General features: G+C 73.0%; 11 protein-coding genes and 1 pseudogene. 6 read left to right on the top strand and 6 right to left on the bottom strand.

Translation table 11 applies throughout. The features are described from left to right. Both C1I93_RS00865 and C1I93_RS00860 read right to left on the bottom strand, forming a co-directional pair. Positions 1–317 (bottom strand): annotated as a pseudogene (locus tag C1I93_RS00865) (ABC transporter substrate-binding protein); the annotation flags it as partial. Beyond that, complete coding sequence (locus C1I93_RS00860) at positions 314–1,135, bottom strand: neocarzinostatin apoprotein domain-containing protein (protein ID WP_111241246.1); 822 nt, start codon at positions 1,133–1,135, stop codon at positions 314–316. The pseudogene C1I93_RS00865 and the gene C1I93_RS00860, both read right to left, overlap by 4 nt. 134 nt (positions 1,136–1,269) lie before the next feature. On the opposite strand from C1I93_RS00860, the gene C1I93_RS00855 reads away from it, so the two are divergent. The 6 genes from C1I93_RS00855 to C1I93_RS00830 all read left to right on the top strand — a co-directional run bounded on the left by C1I93_RS00855 (position 1,270) and on the right by C1I93_RS00830 (position 8,100). Next, positions 1,270–2,790 (top strand): HtaA domain-containing protein, encoded by a 1,521-nt coding sequence (locus C1I93_RS00855; RefSeq protein ID WP_111241245.1) that lies wholly within the window; start codon positions 1,270–1,272, stop codon positions 2,788–2,790. Positions 2,791–2,856: 66 nt separating this feature from the next. Then, positions 2,857–3,960: a WxL protein peptidoglycan domain-containing protein gene (locus C1I93_RS00850; RefSeq protein WP_249412266.1), complete on the top strand. Its 1,104-nt coding sequence runs from the start codon at positions 2,857–2,859 to the stop codon at positions 3,958–3,960. Next, a complete protein-coding gene (locus C1I93_RS00845; protein WP_111241243.1) occupies positions 3,957–4,763 on the top strand; it encodes a hypothetical protein in 807 nt (268 codons plus the stop codon). The genes C1I93_RS00850 and C1I93_RS00845 overlap by 4 nt, the downstream gene beginning before the upstream one ends. Positions 4,764–4,834: 71 nt before the next feature. After that, the gene (locus C1I93_RS00840; RefSeq protein ID WP_111241242.1) at positions 4,835–5,194 is read left to right on the top strand and encodes a metalloregulator ArsR/SmtB family transcription factor; all 360 of its coding nucleotides are present in this window, start codon (positions 4,835–4,837) and stop codon (positions 5,192–5,194) included. Continuing rightward, entirely contained in the window at positions 5,191–5,694 is a 504-nt protein-coding gene (locus tag C1I93_RS00835) for an SRPBCC family protein (RefSeq protein WP_111241241.1), read from the top strand. Before C1I93_RS00840 ends, C1I93_RS00835 begins: the two co-directional genes overlap by 4 nt. A gap of 138 nt (positions 5,695–5,832) precedes the next feature. Beyond that, positions 5,833–8,100, top strand: coding sequence for a catalase (locus C1I93_RS00830; protein ID WP_111241240.1), 2,268 nt, complete (start codon positions 5,833–5,835; stop codon positions 8,098–8,100). Between the two features lie 66 nt (positions 8,101–8,166). Here C1I93_RS00830 and C1I93_RS00825 read toward each other — a convergent pair whose 3' ends face one another. The 4 genes from C1I93_RS00825 to C1I93_RS00810 form a co-directional block, all read right to left on the bottom strand. Beyond that, entirely contained in the window at positions 8,167–8,835 is a 669-nt protein-coding gene (locus C1I93_RS00825) for a class I SAM-dependent DNA methyltransferase (protein WP_111241239.1), read from the bottom strand. Between the two features lie 66 nt (positions 8,836–8,901). Beyond that, positions 8,902–11,544, bottom strand: a complete 2,643-nt coding sequence (locus tag C1I93_RS00820) for a DUF6493 family protein (RefSeq protein WP_223256293.1) — start codon at positions 11,542–11,544, stop codon at positions 8,902–8,904. Then, entirely contained in the window at positions 11,541–12,878 is a 1,338-nt protein-coding gene (locus C1I93_RS00815; RefSeq protein WP_111241238.1) for an SWIM zinc finger family protein, read from the bottom strand. Before C1I93_RS00815 ends, C1I93_RS00820 begins: the two co-directional genes overlap by 4 nt. A gap of 38 nt (positions 12,879–12,916) precedes the next feature. Further along, positions 12,917–14,197, bottom strand: coding sequence for a multidrug effflux MFS transporter (locus C1I93_RS00810; RefSeq protein WP_223256294.1), 1,281 nt, complete (start codon positions 14,195–14,197; stop codon positions 12,917–12,919). Between the last annotated feature and the right edge of the window lie 104 nt (positions 14,198–14,301).

Raw genomic sequence — 14,301 nt, 5'->3', positions numbered from 1 at the left:
GTGGTGGAGGTGTCCCGGCCGACCACCCGCCCACCCAGGCCGAGACTGAACACGATCTCGGCGATCGAACCGTACAGGTTCACCGGCAGCACCCGGCTGGCGTCGGTCACGGTGACGCTGGTGCCGTCGGCCGAGGTGACAGTGACCGGCAGAGCGCTGCCCGGGTCGGCACCGATCGGCTCGACGTCGGTGTCGGCGACCACGGCGGTGGCGGGTCCGCAGCCGGTCGCCGGGGTCGCGGCCGGCGTGGTCGTGGTGTCGCAGGCGGTCAGGCCGAGCAACGCGGGCAGTACCAGCAGCGTGACGAGGCGCCTCATGGCTTCACCCGGCGCCACCGCCGGGCCCGCAACACCACGAGAACGATCAGCATCGCCGCGAGTCCGGCCAGCACGGCGTTGAACCAACGCCCAGCCGGGCTGCTGTCGCTGACCTGGGTGGTGAGCAGCGGTTGGTCACTGGCGGCGGCACTCGCCCCGGTGCCGGTCGCGGCGTCAGGGTTGTTCGCGGCGGTGGCCGAGGACGCCGGCGGGGCCGAGGTCGGCCCACCGCCGGCCGAGACGCTCGGGGGAGCGGCTGAGCGCGTGGCGGTCGTCGCCGGGGCGGCGGTGGCGCGAGCGGTCGGGCTGGCCGGGGCGGTGGCGAAGCTGACCGGCACCCGGACGTCCTGGGACCGGTCCGCGCCACGGGTGTGGTCGTTGCGGGTGGACACCACGCAGCGGCGGGTGGTGCAGTCCACGTCGCCGAAGCGCGGGGTGATCTTGAGCTGGACAGTGAACGATCCACCGGGGCCGTACGGCACGGCGAGTCCCTCGCCGTAGGACGGCGGGTTCGAGGAGATCCAGTGCGAGGCGCCGCTGGAGCCGTCGGTGTCGATGCCGCCGCCGCAGGGGGAGGGGGCGGCGGCAGCGCCGTTGTCGAGGCAGAACGCGACGTAGATGCCCTTGGTGACGTCGTAGCCGGATCCGGTGACGGTGACGGTGCTGCCGTCGAGCGGAATCCCGCTGGTGGCGGAGACGGAGAGCCGCTGGCCGTTCGGTCCCTTGCCGACGGTGCCGGCGCTGGCGGGACTCACCGGCAGGGTGCCGATGCTCAGCAACACCCCGCTGACCAGGGCGGTGGCGATGCGGGCTTTCATGATCAACCTCCGGATATATGGTTAGGCTAACCTAAGTAGATCTTGGTCGGCGCGCAAGAGGGTGTTCGGAGGATTCTCCAAAAAGTTAGGTGAGGCTAACCTAATGCTCCCTCCCCTCTCTGGAAGGAAGACGCATGTCCGTACCCAGACCCGGCGGCATCCGCCGACGCTCGTGGCAGTGGGCGACAGCCGCCGTACTCGGCGCTGCCGCGTCACTTGCCGCGGTGGCACCCGCCACCGCGGCACCCACCGACGTCACCGGGGGAAGCCTCAGCTGGGGCTTCAAGAGTTCGTTCCGCACCTACGTCTCGAACGGTGACGGCAACCCGCCGATCGCCGTCACCGGCGGCGCGACCCGCAACTCCGACGGCACCTTCACGTTCCCGGCCACCGGCGGCTCGTACGACAGCGCCACCGGTGCCACCACCGTCAACTACGGCGGCACCGTCGTGTTCTCCTACCCCGGGCACTTCTTCACCATCACCCTGGCCAACCCCACAGTGGTGGTGGACGCCGTCGGCGGCTCGCTGCTCGCCGACGTCGACCTGGCGACCAGTGGCGGTGGCTTCGAACCGGTGCAGGTCGCGCAGGCCACCATCGCCACCCTCGGCACCGGCACGAGCACCCCGACCAGCTCGGGCGAGACGGTGAGCTGGAACAACCTCACCACCACCCTCACCGAGGCCGGGGCCAGCGCGTTCGCCGGCTTCTTCACCGCCGGCACGGTGCTCGACCCGGCGTCGTTCACCCTCACCACCGGGGCCGGTGGAGGTCCCGCCACCCCGGCGGTGACGGTGAACCCGTCCGCCGCCCTCGATCCTGAGGGAGCCACTGTCACGGTCAGCGGCACCGGGTTCGACCCGGACGCCAACGGAGGTGTCGGTTTCTACGTCGCCTTCGGCCCCAAGGGCGAGAACTACTGGACGAACTCGCGCCCGTACAAGCCGGTGAAGTGGGTGCACCGCAACGCCTCGTCCTCTGCCGCCCAGGTGCAGTTGGCCACCGACGGCACCTTCTCCACCACCCTGGACCTGGTGCCGAGCTACACCGACGGCAACGGCGACACAGTGGACTGCACCGCCGTCCAGTGCTACGTGCTGACCTTCGCGGCGCACGCCTCCAGCGACCGCAGCCAGGACACCTTCACCCCGATCACCTTCGGTGGCGCGGGTGCACCGGGCGACGCCGAGCAGGAGATCACCGCCCAGGTGCTCCAGTCCGGTCCGCTGACGCTGACCTCCGCCGGCAGCGCAGTGGCGTTGTCCGCGGTGCACCCCGGCGCGACCGCCGACGGCGCGCTGCACGCGGTGACGGTCAGCGACCTGCGCGGCACCAACGCCGGCTGGAACGTGGTCGGCCAGGTGGAGAACTTCACCAGCCCGCTGGGCGGCACCATCGCCGCCGACAACCTCGGCTGGACGCCCGACGCGTCGGTGCTGAGCGACGGGCTGGTGGGCACGTCCGGGGTGGTCACCCCGGGCGGGCAGACCAACCCCGGTGACGGCACCGGTCTGGGCAGCGCCCGTACGCTCTGCGGCGCCGCCGCCGGAACCAGCGCCGGTAGCTTCCGGTGCGGTGCGGACCTCGCCCTCGGCGTGCCGGCCGCCACCACCCCGGGTGACTACACCGCCACCCTGACCCTCACCCTCTCCTGACCCGTGGAAGGGCACCTTGTTGTGCGTACGTTGATGACGAGGTGCCCTTCCGCGCACCTGGTCGCCGTGACAGCGGTCCTCGCCGTGCTGGCCACCGGCCCGGCCGTCGCCCACGCCGGCGCGCCGGCACCCTCGCCCACCGGCACCGAGGCCGATCCCGCCGGTGCGGAGGCCGGTTTCACCTGGGCGGTCCAGCCCTCCGGCCCGGACGGCCCCACCGGGCGCAGCTACTTCGTCCACGACGCCGAACCCGGCCAGCGCATCGAGGACCGGGTCGCCATCACCAACCTGAGCAAGGAGCCGATGAGCTTCGCGGTGTACGGTGCCGACGCGTTCACCACCGCCGACGGTGGCTTCGCCCTGCAACCGGCGAGCCAGGCACCCACCGACGTGGGCGCCTGGACCTCGTTCGCCCACCGGACCTACCGGGTGCCGGCCGGCAAGCAGGTGATCGTGCCGTTCCAACTCACCGTGCCGGCCAACGCCAGTCCGGGCGACCACGCCGGCGGTGTGGTCGCCTCGATCGCGCAGCTCGGTTCCACCGGCGGCCAGCGGATCAACCTCGACCGCCGGGTCGCCGCCCGGATCTACCTGCGGGTGGCCGGCCCGGTCCGTCCCGGACTTCAGGTCGAGGCGATGCGGGTCGGTTACGACAATCCGATCAACCCCTTCGGCACCGGTCCGGTGGTGGTCAGTTACCGGCTCCGCAACACCGGCAACGTCCGCCTGACCGGCACCGCCCAGGTTCGCCTGCACGCGCCCTTCGGCCTCCCGCTCGCCCGGACCGTACCCGTGCCCGTGCCCGAACTTCTGCCGGGCGCGGCAATCACCGTCACCGAGCAGATCAACAACGTGGTGCCGGCCGTCCGGCTCTCCGCCGACGTCGTCGTCGATCCGGCCAGCGCCGATCGGATGCTGCCGACGGTGACCCGTACCGCCGGGGTCTGGGCCGTGCCCTGGGTCTGGACCGTCGTGTTGCTCGCCGCGCTCGGCGCGCTGCTGGCCACCCGGTTGCCCGCCGCCCGGCGACGCCGCGCTCAGTCGACCACCGGCCCGGTCGACCAGGCCCAGCCCACCGCCGGCCCGGCTGACCAGCCTGAGTCCACCGGCCAGGTCGAGCCCAGCGGTGCGGCCGAAGGCGGCGAGCGGACGAGGTCCACCGGCGGATGAGGCTGGCGGCGTACGGCCTCGCCCTGATCGCCGGGCTGGCGGTGACCGGTGCGCCGAACCCGGCGCCGCAGGTGACGTTGGACCGGGCCGAGGCGGCGCCGGGTGAACAGGTGCAGGTGCGCCTGACCGGCTGGCCCACCGGCACTGTCGTGATCGAACTCTGCGGGTCGGGCGGACCGGCACGGTGCGCGCGGGACACCTCGGCCCAGATTCACGTGCCCGGTGGCGGTGCCGGTGGCGCGCCGCTCACCGTGTCGGTCCCGCCCGGCGGTTGCCCGTGCCAGCTGCGGGTGAGCACCCTGGACACCCGCTTCTCCGTCGACGTGCCGCTGCTGGTCAGCGGTGCGGCCCCGCCGGACAGCGGCACCGTGCGGCAGGCGGCGACAGGTCCTCCGGTCGTCGTCGGGGCGTCCGTCGAGCGGGACCGTGGCTGGCCGGCCCGCTTCGGCGCGCCCGCCCGGCGTACTGTCGTGTTGCGACTGCGTAACGAGCAGGCCGCGCCCGCCGCCGTGGCCCTGTCGTTCCGCGTCGGCCGCGCCCCGAGTCCGACCGGGTTCGTCGCGCCGCCCGCAGTGCCGGATCTCGCGCCCGGCGAGGAGCGGGTGATCCGGATCCCGGTCACCCTGCCGGCCCTGGCCCTCGGCAGCTACGAGATCCACGGTGAGATCGTCACCGCCGGCACGGCCCACCTGGTGGTGGTGACGACCGACCACCACCCGTGGGGGCTCGCTGGCCTGCTCGCGCTTGCGGCGCTCACGTTGCTGCCGACCCGGCGGCCTCGCCGTTCCATCGGCCGGCGGTGACCCGAGGCTCGTCCGGATCGCCGGCTCGGCCGAGCTGGAGAATATGTAACCCACCGGTTACGCTTCCGTGCGTGGACGAGGTAGCTGCGGCGATCGCGGATCCGGTGCGCCGACGCATCCTCGAACTGCTGCGGGATCGCCAGCTCACCGCCGGCCGGATCGCCGAGCACTTCGAGATCAGCCGGCCGGCGATCAGCCGCCATCTGCGCGTACTTCGAGAAAGCGGGCTGGTGCGCGACGCCGTGGTCGGCCGCGAGCGCCACTACCAACTCGACCCCGCCCACTTCGGCGACCTGATCCGCTGGCTGTCGCAGTTCGACCAGTCCGAGCGCTGGGAGCGCCGGTTCGACGCGCTGGAAACCGAGGTGCACCGCACCCGTCGCGAGCGCCGCACCGGCGGCTCGCCGTACCCGAAGGAGCGCACCGCATGACACCCATCCCCACCGGCCGGCTCTTCGGCACCGACACCGGAACCGACCTGGTCCTCACCCGCGAGTTCCGGGCCCCGATCGAGGACGTCTGGGCCAGCCTGACCGAACCGGACCGCACCGCCCGGTGGTACGGCCGCTGGGAAGGGAAGGCAGCGCCGGGTAGCCGCATCCGGGTGCAGATGGCGTACGAAGCGGAAGCGCCCTGGTCCGAGCTGCGAATCGACGCCTGTGAGCCGCCTCGGCGGCTAGCGCTGTCCGCGCGTGACGAGTCCGGCAGTTGGCGGCTGGAACTGCTGCTCACGTCGCACGGTGGGCGGACCGGGTTGCGCTTCGTGCAGCACCTGGACACGGTCGAGGGCCTGGGGGAGATCGGGCCCGGTTGGGAGTACTACCTGGACCGCCTGGTGGCCAGCCGCGACGGCACGGCGATGCCATCGTTCGACGACTATTACCCGGCGCAGCGGGACTACTTCGCACACCTGCGGCCTACGCCCGTCTGATCCGCGGCGGCCGCCGGGTCGGTCCGGTGCGGGCTTGTGGGTGAACGTGTCCTGTGACATTCGCTCCGTTTTGCTCGCTCTGTCCCGGGTACCGCCGATGGAGTCTGCTCGTTGTGCTCCAGGGAGGTACCTGTAGAAATGGAATCGCGTAACCCCGCCAAGGTGGTCAAGGACGTGGTGGAGTCCGCCGCCGAGAAGGTCACCGAGGTGCTGACCCCGCAGGTGCCCGGCGCGCCGGGCAGCGCCCCACCGAGCCTGGCGGAGCCGACCACGCCGCACGACCCGCTGCCGCCGAAGCCGGATCAGGGCACTCCGCAGACCCGTACGCCCACCGGCGTGAAAACCGGTGTCCCGTCGACGGCAAAGGGCCAGCAGGGCGCCTTCCTCACCACCGCGAACGGTGCGCGGTTGCGCGACACCGACCACTCGCTCAAGGCGGGGCCGCGTGGCCCGGTCCTGCTCCAGGACCACCACTTCCGCGAGAAGATCATGCACTTCGATCACGAGCGGATCCCGGAGCGGGTGGTGCACGCCCGAGGTGCCGGCGCGCACGGCATCTTCACCGCGTACGGCACCGCCGAGAACGTCACCCAGGCCGGCTTCCTGAAGAAGGGCCGCGAAACGGAGGTCTTCGTCCGCTTCTCCACGGTGCTGGGCTCGCGCGGATCGGCCGACACGGTCCGCGACACCCGGGGCTTCGCCACCAAGTTCTACACCGACGAGGGCACCTTCGACCTGGTCGGCAACAACATGCCGGTTTTCTTCATCCAGGACGCCATCAAGTTCCCGGACATCATCCACGCCGCCAAGCCGCACCCGGACCGGGAGATCCCGCAGGCGCAGAGCGCACACGACACCTTCTGGGACTTCGTCTCGCTGCACACCGAGGCGCAGCACCACACCATCTGGAACATGTCCGACCGGGGCATCCCGCGGTCGTACCGCACGATGGAGGGCTTCGGCGTCCACACCTTCCGCCTGATCAACGCGGCCGGCGAGACGGTGTTGGCGAAGTTCCACTGGAAGCCGAAGCTGGGTGTGCACTCCCTGGTGTGGGAGGAAGCCCAGACGATCAACGGCATCGACCCCGACTTCCACCGACGGGACCTCTACGACGCCATCGAGTCAGGGGCGTTCCCCGAGTGGGAGCTGGGCATCCAGATCTTCCCCGACACCCCGGAGGAGACGTTCGCCGGCATCGACCTGCTCGACCCGACGAAGATCGTGCCGGAGGAACTCGCCCCGGTGCAGCCGGTCGGCAAGCTGACGCTGAACCGTACGCCCACCAACTTCTTCGCCGAGACCGAACAGGTCGCCTTCCACCTCGGCCACCTGCCGCCGGGCATCGACGTCACCAACGACCCGCTGTTGCAGGGCCGGCTCTTCTCGTACCTCGACACCCAGTTGACCCGGCTGGCCGGGCCGAACTTCCCGCAGATCCCGATCAACCGGCCGCACGCCCCGGTCAACGACATGCTCCGCGACGGCTTCCATCAGCAGGCCATCCACGCCGGGGTGGCACCCTACCGGCCGAACTCCCTCGACGGGGGCAACCCGTTCCCGGCCGGCGACGACGACCACCCGTTCATCGACGTGCCGGTGCAGGTGGCCCAGGCGCCGAAGGTACGCGCAAGCCCGGCCTCCTTCGACGACCACTTCAGCCAGACCCGGCTGTTCTGGCTGAGCATGTCGCCGGTCGAGCAGGAACACATCATCCGCGCCTACACCTTCGAGTTGGGCAAGTGCTACCACCAGGCGATCAAGGAACGTCAGCTCCAGTGCCTGGCCAACATCGACCCGGTGCTCTGCGCCCAGGTCGCCGCCGGTCTCGGCCTGCCTGCGCCGCAGCCCACGGCCCCGTTGGCCGACGTCGCGCCCAGCCCCGCGCTGTCGCAGGTCGGCCGGGAGTGGCCGGCCGACGGGCGGATGATCGGCATTGTCGTGGACCCCGACGCTGACCTGGACGCCGTCCGGGAGGTACGCGACGCGGTTTTCGCCGCCGACATGGTGCCGCTGCTCATCGCCCCGCACGGCGGCATGATCGGTGACCTGCCCGCCCAGCGCAGCTTCGCCACCGGCCGCTCGGTCGAATTCGACGCGGTGCTGCTCGCCGCGGCTCCGCCGCCGGCACCGGACGCCCTGCCGGCCCGTGACGCCAAGGCCGGTGCGGCCGGTCCGGCGTCGGCGCCGATCGACCCGCGGGTGCTGCTGCTGGTCGAGGAGTGCTGGCGGCACGCCAAGGCGATCGGTGCCTGGGGCCCGGGTGTCGCCGTCCTGGAGCAGGCCGGCATCACCGGCAGCCCCGGCGTCGTCACCGGCGACTCCGCCGGCGACGTCTTCACCAGTCTCCAGCAGCTCCTCGCCACCCACCGAGTCTGGAACCGCTTCCCCGCCTCGATCTCCTGAGTAGACCTTGGTGCGAAAGCGCCCCCCGGAAGGGCAGCCCACGGGCGGGCGCTTTCGCGCCAGGACTCACTGTTCGAGACGGGCAAGGAGGGCGGCTTGGCTGTCGCGTTCGGAGGCGATGGGGCTGCGGACCAGGCGGGCAACCTCGTGCAGGCCGGTTGCGGCGAGGTGAGCGGCGACCTGGTCCACCGGGTGGCGGTGCCGCTGAAGTCGGATCTCGTGGCCGAAGCGGCGGTACGCCTCGGCGAGGTCGCGGACACCCTCGCCGGCCTGGAACGCGACGAGCAGGTGGCCGCCGGGGCGGAGCACCCGGGCCGCCTCCGCGAAGATCCGGGCCAGGCCGGCAGGCGGCGTGTGGATGATCGAATACCAGAGCACCACGCCGCCGAAACGGTCGTCCGGACAGGGCAGTGCGGTCAACGAGCCGACGGCGAACGCCAGGTCGGGATGGTCGCGTCGGGCCATCGCGAGCATGCCCGGCGACAGGTCGACCCCGTGCACGTGACAGCCACGCTCGGCGAGATAGCGGCTCATCCGGCCGGCGCCGCACCCGGCGTCGAGCACCGGCCCGTCCGCATCGGACCGTACCGCCTCGGCGAAGGCGTCGAGCATGGCCAGGTCGAGCGGCGACTCGGCCCGGGTGTCCGGCAGATAGGCGGCGTAGTCCTCCGCCACCGTGTCGTAGGCACGACGCACACCACGGAAATCGAGCCGATCCGGCGTGAGGGAAGGCATGGCTCGCATTGTTCCACCGCGCCGTGGGCCCGACTCGGGTCGCGCCGGGCCCACGCCGTCCGGAGGTCACCCGACGCGCAGCGTGCGGTGCAGGCGGCGGGCCTCGGTGACCAGGCGGCTCGACCCGCCCCGCCCGGCCACCTCGGCCAGGCCCGGCACCTCGATGCGTACGCCGGTGGTGGTGGCCGTCTCGGTGGCCAGGGTGAGCAGGTCGGGCAGGCCGCGTGGCGTGGTGGACGCGGCGAGCGCCACCGGCAGCGCGGCGGCCAGCAGCCGCCACACGGTGAGCGGCGCGCCGGCCTGTGCCGCGTCGCGCAGCGGCTCGACCACCCGGGACAGTTTCAGCACCTGCGTGGCCGCCAACTGGCCGACCCGTTGCCCGCAGAACGTCGCGTCGAAGTCTCCCTGAGCGGCGAGGGCGAGCAGGGCGTCCAGGGCGGCGACCCGGTCGGCGGCGTGTCGGGCGCCGAGACCGTACGCCACAGCCAGGTCCAGCGCCATCCCACCCGGGCCGGTGCCCTCGGCGAGCAGCGGCAACAGCGCGGCACCGCCGGCCTGGTCCCGGTCGGCGGTGGCAGCCACCATCGGCAACGTGTACGCCGCCACCACGCCCCGGTGTCCGGGCAGGATCGCCGGCCACAGGTGGGCCCACTCGTGGTGCCCCGCCCAGAGCGTCCCCGGCTCGGTGGTGAGCAGCCCGTACCGGTCGTGGTAACCCTCGGGTGGGCGCAGCCCGGCCAGCATCCGCTCCGGCGGCATCAGGTAGAACTCCCAGTCGTGGCGGCCCTGGCTCGGTCGCCGGTGCACGGTCTCGACCCACATCACCGGCTGCGGCAGGCCACCGCCGCGCAGCCAGGCGGCGAGCCGCTGCCCGGCCGGGGTGCCCAGCGCCGCCGCCTTCTCCGCCACCGCCTCCTCGACGGTGGCCGGCAGCCGCAGCAGCGCCTGGGTGAGATCCCAGTGCCCGGCTGCCCGGTCGCCGAGCAGGGCCAGCCGCTCCACCAGCGCCAGCGGGTCGAGCAGGCCGTTTGCCGAGGTCGGGGTGGCCAGCAGACCGGGATGACCGGGCTCGTTGAGGTGCACACCGATCTCGGTCAGGCGGGCGCGTAGCAGTCGGTGCGCCGGCGGCACCCGCGGGTCGATGGCGACCAGCTCCGGTGCCGAAGGCGTGGCATCACTGCGGCGTACGGCCGCCAGCAGCGCCTCCCACCGGCTGCGCCGCTGGGGCTTCGGTCTCGCCCCAGCGGTCTGGAACAGGTCGACAACCAACGCCCGCAGGCAGCACGGATCGTGCCGCTGCTCCGCCCAGGACCAGTGCCGACGCTCGACGACCGGGGTGAGCGCGGCGTGCACCCGGGGCCCGTCGGCGGCGGTGAGCCGGACCAGCCCGTCCAGGACCCGGTCGAGGCCGGTGCCGGGCGCCGGCCGGCCGAGCAGGACGGCGACCTCCTCGGCCAGTTCGTCCACGTCGGTGATGGGCGCAGGCGCCGCTGCCGGCGGAGGCGGTACGGGCAGGTCGTCGCCGCGCGGCTCGGCGACCGCCGGACCGGCCTCGGCCGGGGCGACGCCGTGCCGAGCGGCCAACGCGATCGCCCGGTCCCGCAGCTCGACGGCGGGATGCGCGGCGGCGACGGCGATCACCTCGGCTATCGCGGCGGCCTGGCCCGGGTGCTGGCGGGCCAGCCGGTCGAGCCAGGTCAGTTGGGCCCGGACCACTGCCTTCTCGGCTCGGCCCAGCACTTGCCCGGACGCGTCGAGAACCGACTCCAGCGCCAGGTCGGGCAACTCCCGCAGCGCCTGCTGCGCCATGGTGGCGGCCGGCGCCGGTGCGTCGGTGAGCAGTCGCAGGTAGTCGACGCGGCGGGCGGTGATCTCGGTGTCGGACGGCGCGAGCAGGCCGAGCAGGGTGGTGAAGGCGCGCAGCGCGGCGGGCCGGTCTCCGCGCAGCAGCCGGCCGATCGCGCCGTCGATGAGCGTCGCCCGGTCGACCACCTGCTCGGCGGCGAGCTGGGCCAGCGCGGTCGGCAGCGCGTGCCGCTCCCGGTCCTCCCAGCTGCGGTGGACGACCGCGAACATCATCTGCGTGCCGATGCCGTCCACCTCGAACAGCCGCGGCAGCATGTGCGGCAGGAACGGGTCGCCGCGCAGCCGGTCCGCCACCGGCACCGGCCGCCCCCGGTGCCGATCAGCGGGGAACTCGACCGCGCGCAGCCACAACTGCACCGACCGGTCGTCGGTGGGTGGCGCGGCACCCTCGGCGCGCAGCAGCGCGGCGACGAACTGCCATCGACCGGTCCAGGACTGCTGCGTGAACCGGGCCGCCAGCCGGTGGGCCAGGTCACCGAGCCAGTCCACCCCGCGTTCCTCGGCGACAGCGCGAACCAGGTCCGCCGCCCGCGCGTGCAGCGTGACCGCGTCCCGACCGAGAATCGCGGCGGCCTGGGCGGCGGTGGGCAGGCAGCCGACCACGAGCACCGCCAGGGCGCTGCCGGGCTGCTCCGCCCACCACGCGTTGCGGTCGCGCTTCTTGAACCAGGTGGTCAGTTCCCTGCCGATCTCCCGGCGGCGCTGCTCGGGCAGGCCGGCCAGGGCCGCCGCGATTGCCTCGGCGTGCCCCTTGATCACCAGGTCGAACAGGTCGCCGGTGCCGCCGGCCGCCAACTCCCGCTGCCGCCGCGCGGTGCCCTCGATGATCCCGGTGCGCGTCACACCCGCTCCTCGACCTGGTTGCTGGTCACCATCCGGGCGGCCAGGGCGTGCCGGCAGGGCCCCCGCTGCCCCTGGTGCTTGGCCCACCAGTGGCAGGTGCAGGTGAGCGCACCGTCGGGCAGCTCGCGGACCCGGTAGACCTGGCCGTCGCTGCGGACCGTCACGACTGGGCCGTCGCGGTGCACCGCCCCCGCGTCGAGCAGGGCCCGCGCCCCGACCAGCCGGGGGTTGTCCCGCTCGGCCCGACCCGCGTCGTACGGCATCACCCGGTGGAAGTACGCCGCCTCGGACACGTCGTAGCCGACTCGTCCGGCCGTGCCCAACTGCGCCAACGCTCCCCGGACCCGGTCCGCGTCGAGGTCGGACTGGACGGCCAACCGGTCCACGTCGATCGTCGGATCCCAGGACAGCAGCGCCGAGACCAGGTCGGCGTCGTCGACGACGTCGTCACCGGCCAGCGCGGTGAGCGCCGCGCCCTCGCCGGAGAAGCCCCGGTACGGCTCGGGGGAGAGGGTGAGCGACAGGCGCAGCGCGCCGGTGTCCAACTCCCAGACGCTCGGCACGGGGGCGGAACCGGCGGCCACCGTGGGCCCGTACACCCGGAGGGTCTTCGCGAAGCGCAGCATCGGGCGCAGCGCGACCAGCCGGCTCGCCCCGGCCAGGCAGACCGCCCCGGCTGTCGGCCGGGAGGTCAGCCGCAGGCTTCGCCCGGCCGGCACCACCCAGAGCACCGAGCGGTCGTTGCCGGTCGGCAGCCGGCGCAGGAACGCCGCCGCTTCGGTGGCCGCCAGCTCCGCCCGGGGCTCGAAGCGGGCCGCGAGGACCTGCACCTCGGCGAAGCCGCGTAGCCAGCGCACCGGCAGCGGCACCTTCTTCTCCACCACCGCGCCGTCCATGGTGGACACTGTGAGGTCGTCCGGGCCGACCGACAGGTGCAGCGGATCCAGACCGCCGACCCGCGACAGGGCCTCCCGCAGCGGGGTGTTGACGTCGACGTTGGTGGTGCCGTGCTCGACCACGTCGCCGTCGAGGCCCTCGGGCAACGCGTCGAGCCGGGCGTACACCCCGCAGCAGCCGGAGAACGACTCGAAACGCAGCCGGTCCCGGCTGCCGGTGACCACCGGGTCGAGGCTGGCCGGGCTGACCGGCCGGTGGTAGCGGGTGCGGGCGACCTCGGCCACGGCCAGCAGCCCGACCGCCGCCGCCTGGGGGGTGGTGAGGAAACCGGTGAAGAAGCGGGGGTTGGGCGCCGGCCCGCCGCTGGTCTGCAAGGCGAGGGCGCCGTGGCCGAGCGTGGAGGAGGCGAGATAGCGGTACGTCTGCACTGCGTTCACGCCGTCGGACGGTAGAGCAGCCCACCGACACTTCGGGCTCAGTGGACGGCGACGGCCACCGGATCCAGCTCCACCATCGCCAGCCGGTCGGGGCGCACCACGAGCAGCAGCACGACGAGCGCGGCGAGCAGGCCACCGGCGATCACCAGGCCCATCGCCGCGGCGCCGTTGCCCAGCACGCCCACCAGGGGCGCGGTCAGCGCGCCGACGCCGAACTGCACCGCGCCGAGCAGGGCGGAGGCCGTGCCGGCCGCCTCACCGTGCCGGCTCAGCGCCAGCGCGGGCGCGTTCGGCATGGCCAGGCCGGTCGCGGCGAGCACCAGCCACAGGGACGCGAGCAGGGCGGGCAGCCCACCGAAACCGGTCACCGCGACACCGAGCAGCACCAGGGCGGCCACTGCGCCGATGAGCAGCGCGGCCATCAGGATCCGTTGCGGTGGGTAGCGTCGCAGCAGCCGTACGTTGCCCTGGGTGGCACCGATCAGGCCGATCGCACCCGCGCCGAACGCGAACCCGAACTGCTGCTCGCTGAGTCCGTACTGGCCCTGTAGCACGAACGACGATCCGGCCACGTAGGCGAAGATCGCCGCCATGGCCAGCGCCGCCACCAGCACCAGCCCGACGAAGGCCCGGTCACGAAGGAGCGAGCGGTAGAGCCGGGCGGTGGAGAGCACGCCGCCGCGTTGCCGACGCCCGGGTGGCAGCGTCTCCGGCAGCCCGAGCGCGGCGATCAGCATCAGCAGTACGCCGAAGACCACGAGCGCCGCGAAGATGCCCCGCCACTGCGTCCAGCGCAGCAGTTCGCTGCCGAGGGTCGGCGCCAGCACCGGTGCGGCCCCCATCACCAGCAGCAGGCGGGACAACACCCGGGCGAAGGACGTGCCGCTGAACAGGTCGCGTACCACCGCCATGGCGATCACCGCGGCGGCCGCCGCGCCCAGCCCCTGGACGACCCGCAGCGCGCCGAGCACCGTGATGTTCGGGGCGAGCGCGCAGCCCACCGAGGCGACGACGTGCAGCGCGGTGCCCGCGATCAGCGGCGCCCGGCGGCCGAGCGCGTCGGAGAGTGGGCCGATCACCAACTGGCCGACGGCGAGGCCGACGAGCGTGCCGGTGAGGGTCAGCTGCACCGTCGCCGAGTTGATGGCGAAGTCGTCGACGATGGCCGGCAACGCGGGAAGATACATGTCGATGGTGAGCGGTCCCACCGCGATCAGCGAGCCGAGCACCAGGATGAGCCGCAGGCGTTGCCCACGGCTCATCAGGTCGCCGGGCATCTGCGCGGGCGGTGGGGACGCGGCGGTGTCGACGGCGGTCATCGGGACGTCACCGCCCGACCCGGAGACAGGGCCGGCTGTGGTGCGAAGGTCATGTCTGGTTCCAACTCGCCGCCGGTGCCCCTATTCCCGTGCCGGACTGTGTC

It is taken from the genome of Micromonospora endophytica, assembly GCF_003236305.1.
Taxonomy (GTDB): domain Bacteria; phylum Actinomycetota; class Actinomycetes; order Mycobacteriales; family Micromonosporaceae; genus Micromonospora; species Micromonospora endophytica.
The sequence above is the reverse complement of the archived record's forward strand: the minus strand, read 5'-3'. Positions and strand labels throughout refer to the sequence as shown.